The sequence below is a fragment of the Bacillus nitroreducens genome, assembly GCF_964021195.1.
On the sequence record NZ_CAXHYI020000003.1, the window covers coordinates 2406815 to 2429632 of the forward strand.

The following is a 22818-nucleotide window of genomic DNA, read 5'->3' on the forward strand; positions in this document are numbered from 1 at the left end:
AGACCTTTACGGATCGTTATTCTCCCCTTTATCTACTTTAGGTCCTTACAATCAAAAGATGGGAGTCTGAGCTGTCTGTTAAGTTTGGGATATAAAGGTTAGTCCAGTGAGGTGTAAGTGAATTGTTGAAATTTTTTTTACCAAACGAACATGTGAAATCAGTTTATGAGATTTCACCTACTAAATTAAAAGAACTTGGAATCAAAGGTGTCATAACCGATTTAGATAATACATTGGTTGAATGGGATCGTCCCAACGCAACACCTGAACTTATTGAATGGTTTAAAGAAGTGAAAGAACATGGGATTGATATAACAATTGTTTCAAATAATAATGAAAAACGTGTTAAAGATTTTGCAGATCCTCTAGGGATCCCATTTATTTTTGAGGCAAGAAAACCATTAGTACGAGCCTTTAAGCGTGCTGTCAAGGAAATGGGGCTACAGAAGGATGAGGTTGTGGTCATTGGAGACCAACTACTAACGGATGTATTTGGAGGAAATCGCAGTGGCTTGCACACGATACTTGTTGTTCCAGTAGCACAAACTGATGGTTTCTTTACAAAGTTTAATCGCTTAGTCGAAAGAAGGATACTTTCATGGATGAAGCGTCGTGGAATGCTGTATTGGGAGGATTAATAAAGTGGAACAGGAAAAAATAAGTTGTATTGGCTGTGGAGTTGAAATCCAAACAGCCGACCAAACAAAATTAGGATATGCGCCACCTTCCGCATTAGAAAAGGAAAAAATTATTTGTCAACGTTGTTTCAAGCTTAAGCATTATAATGAGGTACAAGATGTTTCATTAACAGACGATGACTTTTTGAAAATCTTACATGGGATTGGTTCTACAGACGCATTAATTGTAAAAATCGTGGATATATTCGATTTTAATGGAAGTTGGTTGCCTGGTCTTCATCGGTTTGTAGGTAACAATAATATCTTATTAATAGGTAATAAGGTAGATTTACTCCCGAAATCGGTTAAACCAAATAAACTCATTCACTGGATGAAGGAATCAGCTCGGGAGCTAGGGCTAAAACCAGTTGATGTCTTTTTAATAAGTGCGGAGAAAGGCACAGGCATAAAAGAGGTAGCAGAAGCAATAGAGCACTATCGGTTTGGAAAAGATGTATATGTTGTTGGATGTACGAATGTCGGAAAATCAACTTTCATCAATCGCTTAATCAAAGAATTTAGCGGAGAGAAGGAGGACGTTATCACGACCTCGCATTTCCCTGGTACAACATTAGATATCATTGATATTCCACTAGATGACGAGCATTCTTTATATGATACACCTGGAATAATCAATCATCATCAAATGGCACATTTTGTATCAAAACAAGATTTAAAAGTCATCACCCCTAAAAAAGAAATTAAGCCTAAAGTTTTTCAGTTAAATGAAAGGCAAACTTTATTTTTTGGTGGCCTGGCACGATTTGATTTTGTAAGTGGAAACAGACAATCATTCGTTTGTCATTTCTCTAATTTGCTTACGATCCATCGAACGAAGCTAGAAAATGCTGACGAACTTTATGAAAAACATAAAGGGGAGCTCTTGCATCCCCCTAGGCAAAATGAATTGGATGAATTTCCACCCCTGGTTGCTCATGAATTCATGATCAAAGAAGCGAAAACAGATGTGGTTTTTTCTGGCTTGGGTTGGGTAACAATTAACGAACCACATACAAAAGTCGTAGCTCACGTTCCAAAGGGTGTTGGAGTTATTATTAGAAAATCTTTAATTTAGATAGAGAGAAAAATCAATTGCAATGGGTGAGGATATGGAAAAGATTTATGGTGTGATAGGAGATCCCATTTCACATTCAATGTCGCCAGCGATGCTCAATGATATTTTTGACTATTATAAACTAGAAGCAAGGTATCATGCTTTTCATGTTAAGCCTGGACAAGTAAAGGCTGCGATTGAAGGGATAAGAGCACTCGGGGTTTCAGGCATTAATGTTACGATTCCACATAAGGTTGAAGTAATTGAATATTTGGATGAAGTTGAAGAGGTTGCAGCCAATATAGGTGCGGTTAATACCATTGTGAATCAGAATGGGAAGTTGGTTGGTTATAATACGGATGGTAATGGGTTCATTCGCTCATTAAATCGTGTAATTAGCAATGAGGAATTACGAGGTGCAAATGTATTAATTGTTGGAGCTGGTGGTGCTGCGAGAGGAATATTTATTTCTTTAGCAGCGATGGGTGTGAAAAAAATTGATATCGTCAATCGCACCATTGAACGAGCAAAAGCAATCATCGAAGATTGCAAGTTTGAGGTTGAATCACAAGCAATAAATTTTGAAGAAGTTACACGTCATTTAGGTGAATATCAGGTTATCATTAATACGACCTCAGTTGGAATGCATCCGAATGTGGATGATATCCCTCTGTCATTAGATTATCTCGCACCAAAAACAATTGTAAGTGATATAATTTATAATCCATTTGAAACCAAGCTATTGCTTGAAGCTAAAAAGCGCGGGGCAATCACCCAAAATGGATTAGGTATGTTCGTTTATCAAGGTGCCTTAGCTTTTGAAAAATGGACAGGCAGATTTCCAGATACAGATCGAATGGAAAGACTAGTTACAAAGTTATTAGGAGGTAAGACATGCTAACAGGAAAACAAAAACGATTTTTGAGATCAAAAGCACATCATTTAGACCCCATTTTCCAAGTTGGAAAAGGTGGAGTAAATGACAATATGATTAAACAGATTAGTGACGCTCTTGAAGCGCGTGAATTATTAAAGATCAGTGTGCTCCAAAACTGTGAGGATGACCGTGATACGGTTGCCGAAGAGTTAAGTAAGGGTGCTAAAGCCGAGATAGTTCAAATTATTGGGAATACAATTGTACTATACAAAGAATCGAAGGAAAACAAGCAACTAGAATTACCAAAGTCAAAATAGGTGCTTTAGGTGGTAATGCTATTATGAACCGTATCGGAATCCTAGGTGGTACATTTGATCCACCACATATAGGTCACTTATTTATAGCTTCTGAGGCATTGATTAGGCTAAATCTTTCGGAAGTGTGGCTTATGCCCAATCGTATTCCTCCACATAAAGAACGAAAGAGTTATGTGACCGATGAGGAGCGGGTCGAAATGCTTCATCTTGCCATTTCGGATCAGCCTACATTTAAATTACAGCTAATCGAACTGGAAAGAGAAGGCCCCTCATATACATATGACACAATTCAATTATTACGTAAAAACTATCCAGATACGATTTTTTACTTTATTATTGGCGGTGATATGGTTGAATATCTGCCGCATTGGCATAAAATTGAGGAACTTGTCGAAATGGTAACATTTGTTGGCGTAAAGCGACCAGGCTACTCATTTCCAAAAGAATATCCAATTGTGGAGCTTGATATTCCCCAATTAGACATCTCTTCTTCCTTAATTCGAAAAAGATTAAGGGAAAATGGAAATACAATGTATTTACTGCCAGAAAAAGTACGAAACTATATTGAGGAGAAGCATTTATATGGAACGTGAGCATGCTCTTAAAATTGTGAGAGAACAATTAACCGAGCATCGTTATCAGCATACGCTTGGTGTAATGGAGACAGCCATCAAGCTTGCGGAACGATACAATGTAGATGTGAAAAAGGCAGAAACAGCTGCAATCCTACATGACTATGCAAAATTTAGACCAAAGGATGAAATGAAGCAAATTATCATCAACGAGCGAATGCCTGCAGATTTATTATTTCATCATTCTGAATTATGGCATGCACCAGTAGGAGCTTATCTTGTTAAAACAGAGGTAGGGATTGAGGATGAAGAAATCCTCGACGCTATCCGTTATCATACTTCAGGAAGAGAACACATGACTCAACTTGAAAAAGTGATTTTTGTAGCGGATTATATTGAACCAGGAAGGCATTTTCCAGGAGTTGAAGAAGTAAGAGAAGTTGTGAAAGAGGATTTAGACTTAGCCCTTATATATTCCTTACGAAACACAATCATGTTTTTGGCAAAGAAAAATCAAGCCATCTATCCTGAAACAATACACACGTATAATGCGTTAATATTTGAAAAAAAGGGGGAATCAGCGAATGAATGAAAGAGACATACTGACTTTAGCAGTTCAAGCAGCTGATGATAAACGTGCAGAAAATATTGTTGCACTAAATATGAAGGGTCTTTCATTAATAGCAGATTATTTCTTGATTTGCCACGGAAATTCAGAAAAACAAGTACAAGCAATTGCGCGGGAAATTAAAGATAAAGCAGATGAGAATGGCATTCATATTAAACGACTTGAGGGGTTTGACGAAGCGAGATGGGTACTTGTTGATCTTGGCGATGTCATTGCTCACGTGTTCCATAAAGATGAACGAACGTATTATAATTTAGAACGCTTATGGGGAGATGCGCCTACTGAAACAGTTGAAGACGTGCTAAGTTTATGAGTTACGGAGAATTTGCCTATATCTACGATGAATTGATGCGAGATGTAGATTATGAGCAATGGATTATGTACTTTAAAGACAAAGTCTCTTCTTTAGACCGCTCTCGCCCATTACGAGTTCTTGATATAGGCTGTGGAACTGGTGAGATAGCAATCCGTCTTGCAAAGGAAGGCTTTGAGGTAGTTGGGATAGATCTTTCTGAAGATATGTTGGCTGTTGCGAATCATAAAGCAATGGAGATGGGAGTAAAAGTAGAATTTTACCAGCAAAATATGGTTGAAATCGAAGGATTTGCTCCATTTGATGTGATTGTGATTTTCTGTGATTCGCTTAATTATTTGCATACAGAAGAAGAAGTTCAAACTACTTTTCGAAATGTGTTTCAACAATTACGTCCTGGTGGTTTATTTATGTTTGATGTTCATTCTGTCTATAAAATGGATTCGATTTTTTTGGATGGTCCGTTTGTAAGCAGTAATGAAGAAGTGAGTTTTATTTGGAATTGTTTTGAGGGAAAACATCCCCACAGTGTTGAACATGAGTTGTCTTTTTTTGTGAAAAATGACCATAATGAGGATTACACAAGAATTGACGAATATCATGAACAACGAAGTTTTCCAGTTGAAACATACCATACTTGGCTAGAGGAAACTGGTTTTACCGTGCTAGAAATAATCGGAGATTTTACGAATGGTGTCCTTGACACTTCTGAACGAATATTATTTACCGTAATGAAATAGAGGAGTGAACAAAGTTCGCTCCTCTATTTCTTCTTCACGTAGTACCTAATAGCACTTTAGCCGCCATTTTACTCGAATCACGAGCAACTTACCTAAGATGCAAAAATACGCATGTGATGAGCTTGTTACCGCTAAAGTGGATGCCTTGCGCATTTTATTACAAAATGATATATTTATCGAGATGGTGTCTCATTAAATTGTTCATTCACCTCAGAGATATCCTCATTAAATTTTTTATGAGTGCTTCTAAACAACTCTTCAAATAACTCACCAATATGTTCTTCCATTGCTTTAATTCCTTCTCCGGTTACACCGCCTTTCACACAAACTTTCTCCTGGAGAGTCGGTAACGTATATATTTCCTTTTCAAGCAATTTTCCCATTCCAATAATCATCTCACTCGCTAATATTGTCGCTTTCTCCTCCGTGATTTTCGTTTCTTTCTCTGCTGCAAATACAAAGCGTCTTAATAAATAGGTGAAAAACGCAGGGCCACAGCTCACGATATCCGAAGCTACTCGTGTAATGTCATGATCTATGTGAATGGGTGTGGAAATTTGCTCAAATAGGAATTCAAGGTATTCCTTAAACCTATTACTTATACTGTTACCATAAGTAAATAAGGATACTCCTGATAATGCACGATTTGTAATACTTGGAATAATGCGTGCTACCTGACAATCTACAATAGCTTCAATCTGTTCGACTGCAATTGGACTAGTAATAGATACTATACATTTATTCCTTGTAAGTGAAGAAGATAACTGGTGTAAAAGGGGGTGGATTTCTAATGGTTTCACGCAAATAAATATTAAATCTGAGCCTTTCACAACATCTTCGTTTGTCGCAACAACTTTGATATCTGGTAAGGAGTTTTTAATGGCTAATGCCTTTTCAATTGTACGATTTGTTATTGTTAATTTTGAAGGTGGAACTGCAAGAGATTCTATAAAAGACTCTATTAAAATTTTCCCCATATTTCCTGTACCGATAAACCCTATATTCAAGTTCGTCCCTCCTTTACAGACTATTCTCCTAACACAATATGTTTTTTTTGACTGAAATATGATTAGATTTTATCTATTTGAAAATGGAAAGGAAGAAAAAATGTGAATTTCAATGATAAAAAAATAAAATTACTTTTTATGGTTTTAGGCATTTGTATCGGAATCTTTATTGTGTTTTATCAGGTCTTCGATAAAGAACCACAGGGAGACCTGAATCTTGACGAGGAACTTGCACTAGAAACAGAAAGTAATTTAGAACCTGTATCTGTGGAAGAGGCTAAAAACATTTTTGTGGACATTAAGGGTGCTGTACATAATGAAGGTGTATATGAAGCTAGAGAAGGGATGAGAGTTAAGGATATTGTGGATTTGGCAGGAGGGTTTATTGAAGAAGCGGAAGTAAGGCAAGTAAATATGGCCGAACGAGTTGAGGATGAGATGGTCATCTACGTTCCTAGAATTGGCGAAGAGCTTACTGAAGTAGACTCTAACACAATATCAGATAAGGCCAAAGGGAAGGTCTCACTCAATAAGGCAACACAGGAGGAATTTGAGACTTTATCGGGAATTGGTCCATCAAAGGCGGCTGCAATTATCTCGTACAGAGAAGAAAATGGACCATTTAAAAAACTTGAGGACCTTATGCAAGTCAGTGGAATCGGCGAAAAATCCTTCGAAAAAATAAAGGACTCGCTTAAATTAAATTGACGATAGATGAGGAATACAGATAAAATAATTGTAAGATTTTGTAGAAGGGTTGGGGGAAGGTTGAATCGAATAAAATGGGATCAATATTTTATGGCTCAAAGTCATTTACTCGCATTAAGAAGCACTTGTACACGACTAACGGTAGGTGCAACAATTGTTCGAGATAAGCGGATTATTGCAGGAGGATACAACGGTTCAGTTTCTGGTGGTACGCATTGTATCGACGAGGGTTGTTATGTTGTAGATAATCATTGTATAAGAACTGTACATGCTGAAATCAATGCTTTACTACAGTGCGCGAAGTTTGGAGTTCCTACAGAGAATGCAGAAATTTATGTGACGCACTTTCCATGCCTGCAATGTACAAAGGCGATTATCCAGGCAGGTATAAAGGTTGTCTACTATGCAGAAGATTATAAAAATCATCCATATGCGATGGAGTTGTTTGCTAAGTCTAATATTAGAGTCGAGAAGGTTCCACTTCAGGAAATGGTAATTGATTTAAAATCAAAAGAAAAGTTGGAATTTGTAAATAATCTAATTGGAAAATTAACAGCATCAGGAGCGGATGATGAAGAGATAAAGGCATTACATGAACAAGCTGCTGCATTGTTTGCAAATATTAGTTAAATGGACATTAAAGTATAGGGACTATGTACAAGGTAAACTTATCTATTTAGCACTCTTTGCTGTTTTTGGTATCTTAGTCCCTTATACTTTATTTTCTCTGTTTAGTATTTTTCTCACACTACTCTTAATCGGGTATATCATTCTCCGCCACGATTTTTCTTTGGTTTTCCTCAGTATGCTCACATTATTCTTTTATATGAGTCTGTTCTTCATAATCGATTCAAATAATCAGACGAAGTTATCTCCTCAGACAACGAAAATTCAAGCCGAAATTTTAGAGACTCCAGATATAAATGGCAACAAACTCTCAGTGATCGTTAAGTCAACTACCAAAGAGAAACTACTCCTTGTTCACTATATTGAAACTGAAATTGAAAAACAGGAATTCAGTGATGAAGTAAGAGTAGGGCTAGTATGTACATTTGATGGATTACTAAGAGCACCTCAAATCTCACGCAATCCAAATGCGTTTAATTACAAGCAATATTTATATACACAAAAAATTCATTGGATATATGAGGTAAATGAAATCTCGCTACAAGAATGTTATCCGCAGGAAAACTGGTCCATCAGTCGTGTGTTACTAAAAATTAGAGAATCGGGAATTAAGAAAATTGAATCATATTTTGAAGGATCAACGGCTGGAGTAATCCAAGCATTGATATATGGGGAAAGGACAAATATTGAAAGTGAAATTATTAATTCCTACCAATCCCTTGGGTTGATTCATTTATTAGCCATTTCAGGTCTTCATGTAAGTCTTATGACAGGTATGGTGTATTTCACTTGCATTCGTTTAGGTATAACACGAGAGTCTACAGCGATTTTCCTATTTTGTTCCCTTCCAGTTTATATCATAATTGCAGGTGGCTCCCCTTCAGTCATTCGCTCAGTATTAATGAGTATGCTTCTATTTGCAAGTATGATCTGGTGGAAAAAAGGCGGTATGCTTGATGTCATCAGTTTGGCATGTCTATGTATGCTTGCCATTAACCCTTATTATTTAACCAATATCGGGTTTCAACTATCCTTTATGGTTAGCGCTGCTTTGATTCTTTCCTCAAAGGCTATTTTCAGGCACTATCCTAACACATTCACTTCTTTATTTGTTGTTTCATTTTTATCGCAGATTGCTTCACTGCCAATCTTACTCCACCACTTTTATGAATTCTCATTGTTAAGTTTGCCGTTAAATATGCTGTATGTTCCTTTATATTCGGTCGTAATTTTGCCATTTGCATTGATAACCGTTTTTTTACTTGCAGTTTTCGATCCTGTAGGTCAACTATTTGCAGATGTTTTGTCTTTGTTACTTGATTGGATAAATGGAGTTACAGTATGGGCATCACAATCCCATCTATCTGTCTTAACGCTAGGTAAGCCAGGGATAATAGTAATGGTTTTTTATAGTGTTACCATCATTTATTTCTTAATTTGTTGGGAGAAACGAAAAACACTTAAGCAGTTTGCACTCTGTGCACCAATTGTTGTTTTACTTATACACTTAGTACTTCCTTACCTTAATCCATATGGGGAAGTTACAATGCTTGATGTTGGACAAGGAGATAGTATCTATATTGAACTCCCCTTCCGAAAAGGGGTCTATTTAATAGACACAGGTGGAACCATTCAATTCGAACAAGAAGAATGGACAATACGAAGGAAAGAATTTTCAACGGCTGATATCATTCTGCCATATCTAAAATCAAGAGGAGTACGTAAAATTGACAAACTTATCATTACCCACGGGGATCAGGACCATATTGGTGGTGCGCAAAAGCTTGTTGAAAAGATTCAGGTTAAAGAAATTGTTTTCGGAAAAACCAAAAAGGACTCAAGCAAGGAGGCTCAACTAAAGAAGATAGCTTTCGATAAAGAAATTAACATCACTCATGTTGAACGTGGACAAAAGTGGGAACATGGCGGATACACATTTCATGTTCTTGCACCACTTGGAAATGAAATGAAGGAAAATGATAACTCAATTGTGCTTTATGCAAAACTAGGCGGTTTAAGATGGTTATTTACAGGTGATACAGAAAAAAATGGAGAGCTTGATTTAATTAAAACGTATAAGAACCTAAGAACAGATGTTTTAAAGGTAGGTCATCACGGAAGCAAAACTTCTTCTACGGAAGACTTTATCGAGTTATTAAATCCAAAAGTTGCGCTTATCCCAGTTGGTCAAAATAATCGTTTTAACCATCCACATCCTGATGTCATAAATCGGTTTAAGATGAGAAATATGAAGATTTATCAAACGGATAAGGATGGAGCGATTCAATATCATTTTTTCAGAAATTCAGGAACCTTTATGACAACAATTCCATAACATAAGGTAGAACGAAAAAAGACTGCCTCATGTAGGCAGTCCCATCATTTGACAGTTAATATGTATATCTGTCAGTATTAAGCTCCGATTATCTTAATTAATGTTGCGATAATGAAAATCACCGCGAAGAAACCAAAGGATGCAACGAATGCTACTCCAGCATCTATAACGTCATTTCTTGTGTTTTTAATATTTTTTTCAAATTCATTCATGCCTAACCCCTCCTAAACAGTTATAGTATAGCCTAACTACTTGAAAAAATCTATAATTCCTTAAAAAAGTTGGATTTGTTTTACAATTTATAAGTAAACGCTCTCCTAAAATTGTTAAACAAGTTCCAAAAAGAATGAAAACCCTTTTTCCCCTATTATCCGATACTCTTCCTTTATTAACAACACTTGTCACAAATAGTTCAAAAAAACATGCAAAACCTAATACTACATATGAAAACGACACTGTAATAGACCAGTTTCAAATAATCATTACTCAGACAAGATTCCCGGGGCTTGTTTGGTAATGTTTATATAGATTGGGAATTGGTAAAAACCAATTCCCTTTACTTATTTGGTTGAAAAATTTTCGTTTTCCCGATACGATTGAGAATGTAATTGAAGGCTTAACTTGGAGAGGAATTAAGTATGAATTTAGAGCTATGGAAAAAGATAAAGAAAAAACAATTTGCACCTATCTATTTATTGCATGGAACAGAAAGTTTTTTAATTCAAGAAACAAAAGATCTACTTATTTCATATAGCATGAATGATAATGAAAAGGATTTTAATTTATCCGTATTTGATTTAGAAGAAACCCCAGTTGAAGTAGCTCTAGCTGACGCTGAAACACTTCCATTTATGGGAGAGAGACGACTCGTTATTTTACAAAATCCACACTTTTTAACAGCGGTAAAAAACAAAGAAAAGGTTGAGCATAATCTTTCTGTGCTCGAGAATTACCTAAATAGTCCTGCACCCTTTACAATCCTTGCGTTAACAGCACCTTATGAAAAGCTTGATGAACGAAAAAAAATCGTCAAGCAATTAAAAGCAAAGGCAGAAGTATTAACGGTTAATACGTTATCTGAAAAAGATTTACATAAATGGATTACGGATAGAGCTATGCAGCATCAGGTGACCATAAGTTCTTCAGCTATTCAGGATTTGTTACAAGTTGCAGGAACAAATTTGATGAACATTACACAGGAAATTGATAAGATGTGTCTTTACCTCGGTATTAATGGTGAGATAACTGAGGATACAGTAAAATTACTAGTGCCACGATCGTTGGAGCAAAACATTTTTTCCTTAATTGATAAAGTGGTAAATCGGAAACTTGAGGAAGCATTGCGAATTTTTTATGACCTTTTGCAAAATAATGAAGAACCGATAAAAATATTATCTTTATTAGCTACTCAATTTAGATTGATATATCATGTGAAGGAGCTTTCTAGGCAAGGTTATGGACAACAGCAGATTGCTGGGAATTTAAAAGTTCATCCATTTAGGGTAAAACTTGCGAGTGGGCAAGCCAACTTATTTACACAAGAAGAATTATTAAAAATTATGGACCAGCTGGCGGAAGCAGATTATGAATTGAAAAACGGAAAAATGGATAAACAATTAATTTTGGAATTATTTATTATGAAATTAGCTAAATAAATTCAAAAGTACAAGGCGCCCGTCCATCGGCGACAAGCACAAAAAAACGACTCGAAACGAGTCGTTTTATTTATTATGCGTTAACCTCGTTAAGTTTTTTAGCTAGACGAGATTTTTGACGGTCAGCAACATTTTGATGGATAAGACCTTTACGAGCTGCTTTGTCAAGCTTGCTAGTAGCTGTTAAAAGAGCTGCTTTTGCGTTTTCAACGTCCTTGTTAGCAACTAATGCTTCGAAGTTTTTTACAGCAGTACGCATTGCAGACTTGATAGTTGCGTTATGAGCACGTTTTTCATCATTAGTTTTTACACGTTTGATAGCTGATTTAATATTTGGCATACTTTCACCTCCTGCGAATATCAAGATGATTTAACACGATCAATCATAATACGAAAACCTTCTCTATATAAAGTTTTCCTTCGTAATGATCTCATATACAGTCTTTGATACTCTGATGTTACAACAAAAGTTATTCTATCAAATTGAATGTGAGAATGCAATACTAATCTAATTCACTCATGATAAAAATTGCATGAACCTCAGATTTGGAGGTAAAGCTATAGTTAATATGTGAAAAATGGAGGTTATTGGATTGGGAGAATTAGATTTAACTAAATACTCGGTACGTACTGACTTGGCACTAGAAGCAAGTGCAATGGCAGTCGAAGAACGTAATAAATCCCTAAAGGAAGATCAACAGCCTGTATCAGACATAGAAGGGGTAATCATTAAAGAGAAACAAGAAGACGGTATTACCGTCTCTACGGTAGAAATTACTGAAGATGGCGCTAAGGCTATCGGGAAGAAAAAGGGAAATTATTTAACTCTTGAAGTTCAGGGAATACGACAAAAAGACTCTGAACTCCAAGAAAAGGTACAAAAAGTATTTGCTAAGGAATTCAGTCATTTCTTATCGAAGTTAAATATAGGAAAAGAAGCAAGTTGTCTTGTTGTTGGCTTAGGAAATTGGAATGTCACCCCAGATGCACTTGGGCCATTGGCAGTCGAGAACTTAGTTATTACAAGGCATCTTTTTCAGCTTCAACCTGAAAACGTTCAAGATGGTTTTCGTTCTGTAAGTGCCATAGCACCAGGTGTAATGGGGTTAACTGGAATAGAAACAAGCGACATCATTTATGGTGTAATTGAAAAATCTAAGCCTGATTTTGTAATCGCTATTGATGCATTAGCAGCACGATCGGTAGAGAGAGTTAATTCTACTATTCAAATTTCAGATACGGGAATCCATCCTGGTTCAGGGGTTGGAAATAAACGAAAAGAACTTAGTAAAGACACTTTAGGAATTCCCGTGATTGCGATTGGAATTCCAACTGTGGTAGATGCTGTATCTATTACCAGTGATGCGATTGATTTTATTTTGAAGCATTTTGGTAGAGAGTTGAAGGAAGGAGATAAGCCTTCACGTTCTCTCGTTCCAGCAGGTATGAATTTCGGGGAAAGAAAAGTTTTAACGGATGATGATTTACCAGGTGAAGAAGAAAGAAATACTTTCTTGGGGATAGTCGGAAACTTACCTGACGATGAAAAGAGAAAGCTCATTCATGAAGTTTTGTCACCTCTCGGGCATAACTTAATGGTCACACCAAAAGAAGTAGATGTATTTATCGAAGACATGGCTAACGTTATCGCAGGTGGGCTTAACACAGCATTACACGGTGAGATAAATCAGGAAAATTCGGGTGCTTATACACACTAATAAAAAATGCTAAGCGCTAAAAGCTAGGCTCAAGCATAAGACATATGGTTATATACGGTTTGTTTTGGCTGTGAAGTGAATGGGTTACACTTTTAAGACCTAGAGCTACCAATAAAAAAGAGAATTGATTCTAGCAATTTGGTTCTACCAACTTAAGTTTGTACATATCAATATGATAGACAAACATTGAGGAGGTAGAATATGAAGAGTTTTCGTGCTCAAGGAATGATGATCTCAATTCAAGGAACAAGCATTGTAAAAGGGATTCTATTCCTCATTTTTAGTTTTATACTATTGTTTACGATCACGGGAGCAATCGTCTCTCTTAAACCAGAATATAGAATAAGTTCATCTTCCATCAGTAATGTGGCAACCAATCTTTCAGGGGAAGCACTTGTTCATTTATTAGGATATGAAAATCATTATTTCGTACAAGGATTACCTGAATCTACTACAAAACCAGACTACTTAGGTGCAGTCTTTAAAGCGGCAACCAATCTCTCTTTGGATGACCCACGCAGCTTCCTAGGTAGGGAACTTCCTGGATTCTCTGCATTTGATGGAAAAATACTTGTAGCTGGTGAAGGAACAAATTATACGAATATGCCAATTGAGTCTCCTCCTCCATTGGATGTATTACTCGATGAGAGACAAATAGCAACTCAAAATGTGGAGCAGGCTGAGAAACCATCCGAGCCAGTACCACCACCGACCATGACCACTGGTGATAAAAAAGTAGCTTTTATTTATCATACACATTCTTCTGAAGCATATTTTCCACATTTAAAAGGTGTGGATACTGCAAATGCAAATAATGCCAGACATCCAGAGGTAAATGTAACAAAAGTAGGAGAAATGCTAGCTCAGGAATTAGAGGCAAGGGGAATTGGTACAGAGGTTGATAAGACCAATATGGATAAATATTTAAAATCTAAAGGGTACAATTATTATCAATCCTATAAGGCATCTGGTGAAATTTTTGCTAGTGCTATGAACAATAATCGAGATCTTAATTATTTTATCGATATCCATCGAGATGCCCATCGAAAAGATAAAACGACCATCACATTAAACGGTAAAGAATATGCAAAAATAGCCTTTATAGTTGGTACCGATAATCCTCAGTTTGAAAAGAATTCTGCACTAGCAAAAGAATTGCATCAAATTTTAGAGAAAAAATATCCTGGTTTAAGTAGAGGTGTAATAGGTCAAGGTGGAGCTGGTAATAATGGTGTATATAATCAGAATAAATCAGAAAATGCGTTACTTCTTGAATTCGGTGGTGTCGATAATAATTTCGAAGAGCTACGTCGAACAGCAGCGGCTGTTGCAGATGCGTTATCAGAATACTATTGGCAGGCCGAAAAGGTAAATGCAAATGTAGAATAATGAATAGGGAGAATTCCAATGGCTAAATTCATGATGAAATGTTTCTTGATTGTAACCGTTCTTCTCTTAGGAGTATTAATTGGGATGCAGCAAGCAAATGAAGGAATGAAGAAAATGAGGGGCTATAATGACCCCTCTCTTCAAGGTGCCTTTCACATCACGGATAATAACGGTGAAATTGAGGCATCGGTCTTGGGCCGAAAATTGTCGAGTCATGATTTAGAACAAAAGCAAAAACAACTAGAGGACGTAGAAGCATTCAACTTTTTTTCAAAGCTAGGAGAGAAACTCGGTGATGGGATAAGCTCTTTGTTTGAAAAAATCATGAAAACCATTGGGAATGGGATAGGGATGCTCCTCGAGAAACTTTGATTACCTAGAGTTTGCCAGATGGCAAACTCTATTTCTATTTAATAAGTCGTCGGCTTTTTTTCTTAATTGAATGTAAGAAAAGAGTTCTGTATAATCTAATCTAGTGTAATAGTGTAATTTTAAAAGACTGGAATGCTAAAATTAATTATATTGTCCAGCGCAAGCTGCCTAGCCTACGAAGTCGCTTTTAGCCCCCTGCTGTGGGCAACAGCCACCTCGTCAGGGTTCTAAAGCACTTGTCGTACTTGCACAAAGAGTACTACCGTCTATGTTTGTAATAGAATGTGGCAGGTACTTAGTAGACGAACACGAATTAGGCGCTTGCGCTTTTCGTATCAGGAGGATTTTTTATGAACCAAGAAGAGAGACGTAATAGACAATCTAGAATCCGGAATTTTTCAATCATTGCCCATATTGACCATGGTAAATCTACTCTGGCAGACCGTATTCTTGAAAAAACGAATGCGTTAACCCATCGTGAAATGAAAGAGCAATTGCTAGATTCTATGGATTTGGAAAGAGAACGTGGTATAACGATTAAATTAAACGCGGTACAATTAAAATATAAAGCGAAAGATGGCGAAGAATATATTTTTCACTTAATTGACACCCCAGGGCACGTCGACTTTACATATGAAGTTTCCCGTAGTTTAGCGGCGTGTGAAGGTGCAATTCTAGTCGTCGATGCAGCACAAGGGATTGAGGCACAAACACTCGCAAATGTGTATCTTGCTTTAGATAATGACCTTGAAATTTTACCAGTTATTAATAAAATTGACTTACCAAGTGCAGACCCTGAACGGGTTAGACAAGAAATTGAAGATGTAATTGGCCTTGATGCATCAGAAGCGGTTCTAGCATCTGCTAAAGCAGGTATTGGGATTGAGGATATCCTTGAACAGGTTGTTGAAAAAGTACCTGCACCACAAGGTGATCCAGATGCACCATTACGTGCACTTATTTTCGACTCAGTTTATGATCCGTATCGTGGTGTGGTTGCCTACATTCGTATTATTGAAGGGACAGTTAAGCCTGGTGATAAAATTAAAATGATGGCAACTGGTAAGGAATTTGAAGTGATTGAAGCGGGTGTTTTCACTCCACGTGCTACAATTCGTGAAGAGTTAACAGTTGGGGATGTTGGTTATTTAACTGCTGCCATTAAAAATGTTGGCGATACACGTGTAGGGGATACCATCACAAATGCTAAGAACGGTGCTACAGAACCGTTACCAGGTTATAGACGACTTAATCCTATGGTATATTGTGGTCTATATCCAATTGATACAGCAAAATATAATGATTTGCGAGAAGCATTAGAAAAACTCGAATTAAATGATGCTGCACTTCAATATGAGCCTGAAACATCACAAGCATTAGGTTTTGGTTTTCGTTGTGGATTCTTAGGTTTATTGCATATGGAGATTATTCAAGAAAGAATCGAGAGAGAGTTTAAAATTGATTTAATTACAACGGCTCCAAGTGTTATCTACGATGTATTTTTAACAGATGGGACAGATTTAAAAATTGATAACCCAGCTGAGATGCCAGATCCGCAAAAAATTGACAGAATCGAAGAGCCTTATGTTAAAGCAACGATGATGGTACCTAACGACTATGTTGGTGCAGTCATGGAGCTTTGCCAAGGTAAACGAGGTATCTTTATCGATATGCAATATCTAGATGAAAAACGAGTAAGCATCATTTATGAAATTCCCTTGGCCGAAATCGTATATGACTTCTTTGATCAATTAAAATCAAATACAAAGGGCTATGCATCATTTGATTATGAACTCATTGGATATAAGCCATCTAAACTTGTGAAAATGGATATATTATTGAATGGTGAACAAGTGGATGCTCTGTCGTTTATCGTTCATAGAGATTCAGCATATGATCGTGGAAAGTTAATAGTTGAAAAACTGAAGGAATTAATTCCTAGACAGCAATTCGAAGTACCTGTTCAAGCAGCTGTTGGTCAAAAAATTATTGCTCGTTCAACGATTAAAGCAATTCGTAAAAATGTTTTAGCAAAATGTTACGGTGGGGATATTTCTCGTAAACGTAAGCTTCTAGAAAAACAAAAAGAAGGTAAGAAACGAATGAAGCAAGTTGGTTCAGTCGAAGTGCCTCAAGAAGCATTTATGGCCGTATTAAAAATGGATGATAACTAAAAAGTACGAATCAAGTAGCAACAGACGTACTTTATTTACGCGTACACGAAGTAGGATTCACAAATGTGCCGCAGAATGATTTAGTAGTTTGTATTCATCATACGAATGGTATGGTAAGTCTTGCTATCGTTGCGAGACATAGAAAGACAACTCATATCCAGATACCGCAGACAATTCTGCGGTTTTTCCATATTAGTCGAAGGTTGATAAGACCGCATAGATAAGGATACGACTTCCTATGTGTCAAGTTTTGCCAAGTGAGTGTACGAAAACTCCAGAAGCTAGATAACACAAAAATTTAACTTGTCATTTTCGACCCTATTTTTTAACAGTAATTTAGAGAGAAGTGATTCTTTGGTAGAAGCAGCATACCTTCACATACCTTTTTGTGAACAAATCTGTCACTATTGTGACTTTAATAAAGTATTTCTAAAAGGTCAGCCTGTTGACGAATATCTTCAATCTATGGATTTAGAAATGAAAAACACAGTTGAGGCAAATCCTTCTGGTACACTAAAATCCATATTTGTCGGTGGTGGCACGCCCACCGTTCTTAGCACCAAACAACTAGAAATATTTTTAACAAGTATTAACAAACATTTAAAAAATAGAAGTGAGACAATGGAATTTACCTTTGAGGCGAATCCTGGAGACCTTACTGAGGAAAAATTAAAAGTATTACGAGACTCTGGTGTGAATCGAATCAGTTTTGGTGTGCAAACTTTTGATGATGAGCTACTAAAATCAATTGGAAGAACACATCGAAGGACTGATGTTTTTCAAACGATTGAATTAGCAAAAGATGTTGGTTTTAAGAACATAAGTATTGATTTAATGTATGCCCTCCCCCATCAAACGCTTGAAAGTTTTCAAGAGTCGCTTGAATTAGCCTTTTCATTGGATGTGCAACATGTATCGGCATATTCCCTTATTATTGAACCCAAAACAGTGTTCTATAATTTAATGAGAAGAGGTAAGTTACATCTACCAAGCCAAGAAAATGAAGCAGCCATGTATGAAATACTCATGGCAGAGATGAATAAACATGGATTTCATCAGTATGAAATTAGCAATTTTTCAAAAGATGGTTATGAAAGTCGTCATAATTTAACATATTGGAATAATGAAGAATACTATGGAATTGGTGCAGGGGCACATAGTTATATTGCAGGAAAGCGAATCTCAAATGCAGGTCCAATTAAAAAATATATGTCTGCAATTGACGAATACGGCTTTGCTTATGTCGAAAAACATGAAGTAACAAAACAAGAAAAGATGGAAGAAGAGCTTTTTTTAGGTTTGCGTAAAACAGAGGGAGTTTCCGTTCAACATTTTAAAGAAAAATTTTCAGAAAGCATCTTTGACGTTTTTGGAGAACAAATTGAAGAACAAAAGGCAAAAGGCTTACTGGAAGAGAAAGATGATTTTATTCGTTTAACACATAATGGAAAGTTTCTTGGGAATGAGGTTTTTCAAGCATTTTTGTTATGAAGGTAATCGTTGTTTTATCGTTGACAATGAGATTCGTATTTGGTAATTTAATTATAGAATTAGCACTCGCAGTTTAGGAGTGCTAACAGAGGTGATGTTCCTTGCTAACAGATCGTCAGCTATTGATTCTTCAAGTAATAATTGATGACTTTATTAGATCTGCACAGCCAGTAGGGTCAAGAACATTGTCGAAAAAGGATGGGATTGTGTTTAGCTCAGCAACTATTCGCAATGAGATGGCAGATCTGGAAGAACTAGGATTTATCGAGAAAACCCACAGTTCCTCTGGTAGAGTTCCATCAGAAAAGGGTTACCGATACTATGTGGATCATTTATTGTCTCCGAGCCGATTATCTACAAAAGATAAACTTGAGTTAAGATCAATTTTTGCTGAGAAAATTTATGAATTAGAAAAAATTGTTCAAAAATCTGCACAGATCTTATCTGACCTAACGAACTATACTGCAATCGTGCTAGGTCCAGCCTTTAAAGATAATAAAGTAAAGAGGCTGCAAATTGTGCCCATTAATAATGAAACTGCAGTTGCTATTATCGTGACAGATAACGGCCATGTGGAAAACCGTACCATTTCATTCCCAGAGTCGATTGATCCAAGCGATATTGAAAAAATGGTAAACATCCTAAATGAGAGACTTGTTGGAGTTCCTTTGATTGATTTGAAAAACAAAATCTACAAAGAGGTTGCTCAACTTCTAAAAACCAATATACGTAATTATGATATGGTGATTAATGTCCTTGACAAAACACTTAATCTTCAAACAGAAGAGAGGATGTATATTGGTGGAAAGGCCAATATGTTAAGCCAACCTGAATTCCACGATATAGAAAAAGTCCGTACATTATTAACGATGATTGAAAGTGAACATGTATTACCGCAACTTTTACGAACAGATAAAGCAGGAATTAATATTAAAATTGGTCAAGAAAATAACAATATTGCTATGAACGATTGTAGTTTAATTACCGCTACCTATTCTGTTGGAAATGAACATCTAGGATCGATTGCTATATTAGGTCCGACACGTATGGAATATTCACGTGTTATTTCTTTATTACAACACATCAGTCAGGATTTTACGAAGGAACTGACTAGGTTGTACCAAAATGAATAGTAGAGGCTAAATTATCTTTATTCATAGGGAGTACTTGACTAATATATTGGTGATAATGCAAGTAGAGTACCATTCCCATTTAGGATCAACTAAGTTGGAATAAAGGTAAAAGTCTCTAGCGGATACCACAGTTTTTGTCAGGGTGTTTTCTAATATTAATTTTAAGTCTTAAAACACTACATCCTGATACAACGTATTGTTATACCGCTTTATTTTATGTGCGTCAGATTAATGAGGGTGAATAACCCTCTCATACATATATTTTTGATATAGTAGAATAAGTAATTTCACTTTGAGGGAGGTGAGTGTATTGGCTAACGAGAAAGAGGTAATGAAAGAAGAAATTGAAGTAGTAGAAGCAAACGTAGAAAATGATGTGGTAGAAACGATTGAACAAGCTGAAGCAGAACTTATAGAAGAACAAGAAGAAGATGTGAAAGCTGAACTTTCGAAAGCCAATGAAAAAATTGCAGAACTTGAAGCTAAGCTTGAAGAGGCAGAAAATCGCAACTTGCGCCAAATTGCCGACTTTGAAAACTTTAAAAGACGTGCTCGCTTAGATCAAGAGACAGCTGCTACATATAGAGCGCAAAGTCTTGTGAGTGATCTGTTACCTGCTCTTGATAATTTTGAGAGAGCACTTCAAATAGAAGCGACTAATGACCAAGCAAAATCTATTATCCAAGGTGTTGAAATGGTCTACCGCAGCATTATGGATGCCCTGAAAAAAGAAGGGGTAGAGCCAATTGAAGCGGTTGGACAACAATTTGATCCAAATGTACACCAAGCTGTTATGCAGGTAAGTGAGCCAGATGCAGAATCAAATGTCGTCTTAGAGGAGTTCCAAAAAGGATATAAATTAAAAGATCGAGTAATTCGACCTTCAATGGTGAAGGTGAATGAATAACGAAAAGCTCTAAGCGTGCCCGTTTATCACCTTCAAGCATAGTATGAGTGCTGACAGAAGGTCCTATCATCTTCTAATGGCTTATGATTTGAGGTGATGGCGCCTGGAGCTATACATTAGTTAAGTCTAGGTTATTGTCAATTTAAGGAGGTTTTTATATGAGTAAAATCATCGGTATAGATTTAGGTACTACAAACTCATGTGTTGCTGTTATGGAGGGGGGAGAACCAAAAGTTATCCCTAACCCAGAAGGTAACCGTACAACTCCATCTGTTGTTTCATTTAAAAATGGGGAAAGACAAGTAGGTGAAGTGGCTAAACGTCAGGCTATCACAAATCCTAACACAATCATGTCAATTAAACGTCACATGGGAACAGATTATAAAGTTGAAATTGAAGGTAAGCAATATACACCACAAGAAGTATCTGCGATTCTACTTCAATACTTTAAATCCTATGCAGAAGAATACCTTGGAGAAAAGGTAACAAAAGCTGTAATTACGGTTCCAGCATACTTTAATGATGCTGAGCGTCAAGCAACGAAAGATGCAGGTCGTATCGCTGGTCTAGAAGTTGAACGTATTATTAATGAGCCAACTGCTGCTGCACTTGCATATGGCTTAGATAAAACGGAAGATGATCAAACCATTCTTGTATATGACCTTGGTGGTGGAACATTCGACGTCTCTATTTTAGAACTAGGTGATGGTGTATTCGAAGTTCTATCAACTGCTGGAGATAATCGTCTTGGTGGAGATGACTTTGACCAAGTGATCATCGATTATTTAGTAGATCAATTTAGAAAAGAAAATGGCATTGATCTTTCTAAAGATAAAATGGCATTACAACGTTTAAAAGATGCTGCTGAAAAAGCGAAGAAGGATTTATCTGGTGTAACTTCTACACAAATTTCTCTTCCGTTTATCACTGCAGGAGAAGCTGGTCCGCTTCACTTAGAAGTCAATTTAACACGTGCAAAATTTGAAGAACTTTCTTCAGAACTTGTTGAACGCACAATGGGACCAACTCGTCGCGCACTTCAAGATGCTGGCCTTTCAGCAAGCGATATCGATAAAGTTATTCTTGTTGGTGGATCCACTCGTATTCCAGCTGTTCAAGAAGCAATTAAGAATGAAATTGGAAAAGAACCACATAAAGGAGTAAACCCAGATGAAGTAGTTGCTTTAGGTGCAGCAATTCAAGGAGGAGTACTAACTGGTGACGTTAAAGACGTTGTTCTTTTAGACGTAACTCCATTATCTCTAGGGATTGAAACAATGGGTGGCGTGTTTACACGTTTAATTGATCGTAATACAACAATCCCAACTAGCAAGTCACAAGTATTCTCAACTGCTGCTGATAATCAAACAGCTGTTGATATCCATGTGCTTCAAGGTGAACGTCAAATGGCTGCTGACAACAAAACATTGGGCCGTTTCCAATTAACTGATATTCCACCAGCACCACGCGGTGTTCCACAAATTGAAGTAACATTCGATATCGACAAGAACGGTATTGTAAATGTACGTGCAAAAGATCTAGGTACAAATAAAGAACAAGCAATTACAATCCAATCATCTTCAGGCTTATCTGACGAAGAAGTTGAACGTATGGTACGTGAGGCAGAAGAAAATGCTGAAGCCGACAAAAAACGTAAAGAAGAAGTTGAACTTCGCAATGAAGCAGATCAATTAGTGTTTACAACTGAAAAAACACTTAAAGACTTAGAAGGTAAAGTGGATGCATCTGAGGTTGACAAAGCAAACGAAGCTAAAGATGCTTTAAAACAAGCAATTGAGAAAAACGATCTTGATGAAATCAAAGCGAAGAAAGATGCACTACAAGAAATCGTTCAACAACTTTCAGTGAAACTTTATGAGCAAGCACAAGCAGCACAAGCTGCACAAGGTGCAGAAGGCGCGAGCCAAGATAAAAAAGATGACGATGTTGTAGACGCAGAATTCGAAGAAGTAAAAGACGACAAATAATGGTGTGTCCTGGACGCTAAAGCCAGACATCATTTTGAATTTAATGTAGAAAAAAGTCGAAGTCAGGCCTGTCTTGGCTTTGACTTTTTTTATTCATAGGCATCTAATTTCATAATACAGCGAAAAATTAGATAAT

The 22818-nt window shown here is 36.6% G+C and carries 23 protein-coding genes; 20 read left to right on the forward strand and 3 right to left on the reverse strand.

The genetic code is table 11. The annotated features are described in order from the left end of the window. Nucleotides 1-125: 125 nt before the first annotated feature. Genes ACWPVE_RS15490 through ACWPVE_RS15525 form a run of 8 tightly spaced genes read left to right on the forward strand, consistent with a single transcriptional unit; the run spans nt 126 to nt 5178 of the window. Nucleotides 126-638, forward strand: a complete 513-nt coding sequence (locus ACWPVE_RS15490) for a YqeG family HAD IIIA-type phosphatase (protein ID WP_453997578.1) — start codon at nt 126-128, stop codon at nt 636-638. 4 nt (nt 639-642) lie between these two features. After that, nucleotides 643-1752: a ribosome biogenesis GTPase YqeH gene (yqeH, locus tag ACWPVE_RS15495; protein ID WP_453994828.1), complete on the forward strand. Its 1110-nt coding sequence runs from the start codon at nt 643-645 to the stop codon at nt 1750-1752. A 34-nt stretch (nt 1753-1786) separates the two neighbouring features. Further along, nucleotides 1787-2632, forward strand: a complete 846-nt coding sequence (gene aroE, locus ACWPVE_RS15500) for a shikimate dehydrogenase (protein ID WP_453994830.1) — start codon at nt 1787-1789, stop codon at nt 2630-2632. After that, complete coding sequence (gene yhbY / locus ACWPVE_RS15505) at nt 2626-2925, forward strand: ribosome assembly RNA-binding protein YhbY (protein WP_453994832.1); 300 nt, start codon at nt 2626-2628, stop codon at nt 2923-2925. Before aroE ends, yhbY begins: the two co-directional genes overlap by 7 nt. A gap of 23 nt (nt 2926-2948) precedes the next feature. After that, on the forward strand, nt 2949-3518 hold the full coding sequence (locus ACWPVE_RS15510) for a nicotinate-nucleotide adenylyltransferase (protein ID WP_453994835.1): 570 nt from the start codon (nt 2949-2951) through the stop codon (nt 3516-3518). After that, nucleotides 3508-4089, forward strand: coding sequence for a bis(5'-nucleosyl)-tetraphosphatase (symmetrical) YqeK (gene yqeK / locus ACWPVE_RS15515; RefSeq protein WP_453994837.1), 582 nt, complete (start codon nt 3508-3510; stop codon nt 4087-4089). Before ACWPVE_RS15510 ends, yqeK begins: the two co-directional genes overlap by 11 nt. Next, nucleotides 4082-4438, forward strand: coding sequence for a ribosome silencing factor (gene rsfS, locus ACWPVE_RS15520; protein WP_453994839.1), 357 nt, complete (start codon nt 4082-4084; stop codon nt 4436-4438). The genes yqeK and rsfS overlap by 8 nt, the downstream gene beginning before the upstream one ends. Continuing rightward, nucleotides 4435-5178: a class I SAM-dependent DNA methyltransferase gene (locus ACWPVE_RS15525; RefSeq protein WP_453994841.1), complete on the forward strand. Its 744-nt coding sequence runs from the start codon at nt 4435-4437 to the stop codon at nt 5176-5178. Before rsfS ends, ACWPVE_RS15525 begins: the two co-directional genes overlap by 4 nt. A gap of 173 nt (nt 5179-5351) precedes the next feature. On the opposite strand, the gene comER is transcribed toward ACWPVE_RS15525, so the two are convergent. After that, a complete protein-coding gene (gene comER, locus ACWPVE_RS15530) occupies nt 5352-6185 on the reverse strand; it encodes a late competence protein ComER (RefSeq protein ID WP_453994843.1) in 834 nt (277 codons plus the stop codon). Between the two features lie 102 nt (nt 6186-6287). Between comER and ACWPVE_RS15535 the strand changes: the two genes are divergently transcribed. From ACWPVE_RS15535 to ACWPVE_RS15545, 3 genes are read left to right on the forward strand one after another with little or no spacing between them, the layout of a single operon-like run. After that, nucleotides 6288-6893 (forward strand): helix-hairpin-helix domain-containing protein, encoded by a 606-nt coding sequence (locus ACWPVE_RS15535; RefSeq protein WP_453994845.1) that lies wholly within the window; start codon nt 6288-6290, stop codon nt 6891-6893. A gap of 60 nt (nt 6894-6953) precedes the next feature. Next, entirely contained in the window at nt 6954-7523 is a 570-nt protein-coding gene (locus ACWPVE_RS15540; protein ID WP_453994847.1) for a ComE operon protein 2, read from the forward strand. After that, on the forward strand, nt 7486-9855 hold the full coding sequence (locus tag ACWPVE_RS15545) for a DNA internalization-related competence protein ComEC/Rec2 (protein WP_453994849.1): 2370 nt from the start codon (nt 7486-7488) through the stop codon (nt 9853-9855). The genes ACWPVE_RS15540 and ACWPVE_RS15545 overlap by 38 nt, the downstream gene beginning before the upstream one ends. A 77-nt stretch (nt 9856-9932) precedes the next feature. On the opposite strand, the gene ACWPVE_RS15550 is transcribed toward ACWPVE_RS15545, so the two are convergent. Continuing rightward, on the reverse strand, nt 9933-10067 hold the full coding sequence (locus ACWPVE_RS15550; RefSeq protein WP_453994851.1) for a YqzM family protein: 135 nt from the start codon (nt 10065-10067) through the stop codon (nt 9933-9935). 426 nt (nt 10068-10493) lie between these two features. On the opposite strand from ACWPVE_RS15550, the gene holA reads away from it, so the two are divergent. Next, entirely contained in the window at nt 10494-11510 is a 1017-nt protein-coding gene (gene holA / locus ACWPVE_RS15555; protein WP_453994853.1) for a DNA polymerase III subunit delta, read from the forward strand. 73 nt (nt 11511-11583) lie between these two features. Here holA and rpsT read toward each other — a convergent pair whose 3' ends face one another. Next, nucleotides 11584-11850 (reverse strand): 30S ribosomal protein S20, encoded by a 267-nt coding sequence (gene rpsT, locus ACWPVE_RS15560; protein WP_453994855.1) that lies wholly within the window; start codon nt 11848-11850, stop codon nt 11584-11586. Between the two features lie 238 nt (nt 11851-12088). Between rpsT and gpr the strand changes: the two genes are divergently transcribed. From gpr to dnaK, 8 genes are all read left to right on the forward strand, one after another. Next, the gene (gene gpr / locus ACWPVE_RS15565; protein WP_453994857.1) at nt 12089-13228 is read left to right on the forward strand and encodes a GPR endopeptidase; all 1140 of its coding nucleotides are present in this window, start codon (nt 12089-12091) and stop codon (nt 13226-13228) included. Nucleotides 13229-13429: 201 nt separating this feature from the next. Then, a complete protein-coding gene (gene spoIIP, locus ACWPVE_RS15570) occupies nt 13430-14617 on the forward strand; it encodes a stage II sporulation protein P (protein ID WP_453994859.1) in 1188 nt (395 codons plus the stop codon). Nucleotides 14618-14635: 18 nt separating this feature from the next. Beyond that, a complete protein-coding gene (locus ACWPVE_RS15575) occupies nt 14636-14989 on the forward strand; it encodes a YqxA family protein (protein WP_453994861.1) in 354 nt (117 codons plus the stop codon). 350 nt (nt 14990-15339) lie between these two features. Continuing rightward, nucleotides 15340-17163 carry a translation elongation factor 4 gene (gene lepA / locus ACWPVE_RS15580; protein ID WP_453994864.1) on the forward strand — a complete coding sequence of 608 codons (1824 nt, stop codon included), beginning with the start codon at nt 15340-15342 and terminating at the stop codon, nt 17161-17163. A 354-nt stretch (nt 17164-17517) separates the two neighbouring features. After that, nucleotides 17518-18654: a radical SAM family heme chaperone HemW gene (gene hemW / locus ACWPVE_RS15585; protein WP_453994866.1), complete on the forward strand. Its 1137-nt coding sequence runs from the start codon at nt 17518-17520 to the stop codon at nt 18652-18654. Between the two features lie 101 nt (nt 18655-18755). Next, the gene (hrcA, locus tag ACWPVE_RS15590) at nt 18756-19787 is read left to right on the forward strand and encodes a heat-inducible transcriptional repressor HrcA (protein WP_453994868.1); all 1032 of its coding nucleotides are present in this window, start codon (nt 18756-18758) and stop codon (nt 19785-19787) included. A 310-nt stretch (nt 19788-20097) separates the two neighbouring features. Then, on the forward strand, nt 20098-20694 hold the full coding sequence (gene grpE, locus ACWPVE_RS15595) for a nucleotide exchange factor GrpE (protein WP_453994870.1): 597 nt from the start codon (nt 20098-20100) through the stop codon (nt 20692-20694). A gap of 158 nt (nt 20695-20852) precedes the next feature. Further along, nucleotides 20853-22682, forward strand: a complete 1830-nt coding sequence (gene dnaK / locus ACWPVE_RS15600; RefSeq protein WP_453994872.1) for a molecular chaperone DnaK — start codon at nt 20853-20855, stop codon at nt 22680-22682. The last annotated feature ends 136 nt before the right edge of the window (nt 22683-22818 follow it).

What these genes read in the sequence shown, in the direction of transcription:
- ACWPVE_RS15510 (WP_453994835.1), top strand. Translation starts at nt 2,949, where the DNA reads ATGAACCGTATCGGAATCCTAGGTGGTACATTTGATCCACCACATATA.
- yqeK (WP_453994837.1), top strand. Translation starts at nt 3,508, where the DNA reads ATGGAACGTGAGCATGCTCTTAAAATTGTGAGAGAACAATTAACCGAG.
- ACWPVE_RS15545 (WP_453994849.1), top strand. Translation starts at nt 7,486, where the DNA reads ATGAACAAGCTGCTGCATTGTTTGCAAATATTAGTTAAATGGACATTA.
- rsfS (WP_453994839.1), top strand. Translation starts at nt 4,082, where the DNA reads ATGAATGAAAGAGACATACTGACTTTAGCAGTTCAAGCAGCTGATGAT.
- ACWPVE_RS15575 (WP_453994861.1), top strand. Translation starts at nt 14,636, where the DNA reads ATGGCTAAATTCATGATGAAATGTTTCTTGATTGTAACCGTTCTTCTC.
- gpr (WP_453994857.1), top strand. Translation starts at nt 12,089, where the DNA reads ATGGAGGTTATTGGATTGGGAGAATTAGATTTAACTAAATACTCGGTA.
- yhbY (WP_453994832.1), top strand. Translation starts at nt 2,626, where the DNA reads ATGCTAACAGGAAAACAAAAACGATTTTTGAGATCAAAAGCACATCAT.
- aroE (WP_453994830.1), top strand. Translation starts at nt 1,787, where the DNA reads ATGGAAAAGATTTATGGTGTGATAGGAGATCCCATTTCACATTCAATG.
- ACWPVE_RS15550 (WP_453994851.1), bottom strand. Translation starts at nt 10,067, where the DNA reads ATGAATGAATTTGAAAAAAATATTAAAAACACAAGAAATGACGTTATA.
- rpsT (WP_453994855.1), bottom strand. Translation starts at nt 11,850, where the DNA reads ATGCCAAATATTAAATCAGCTATCAAACGTGTAAAAACTAATGATGAA.
- spoIIP (WP_453994859.1), top strand. Translation starts at nt 13,430, where the DNA reads ATGAAGAGTTTTCGTGCTCAAGGAATGATGATCTCAATTCAAGGAACA.
- ACWPVE_RS15525 (WP_453994841.1), top strand. Translation starts at nt 4,435, where the DNA reads ATGAGTTACGGAGAATTTGCCTATATCTACGATGAATTGATGCGAGAT.
- holA (WP_453994853.1), top strand. Translation starts at nt 10,494, where the DNA reads ATGAATTTAGAGCTATGGAAAAAGATAAAGAAAAAACAATTTGCACCT.
- lepA (WP_453994864.1), top strand. Translation starts at nt 15,340, where the DNA reads ATGAACCAAGAAGAGAGACGTAATAGACAATCTAGAATCCGGAATTTT.
- dnaK (WP_453994872.1), top strand. Translation starts at nt 20,853, where the DNA reads ATGAGTAAAATCATCGGTATAGATTTAGGTACTACAAACTCATGTGTT.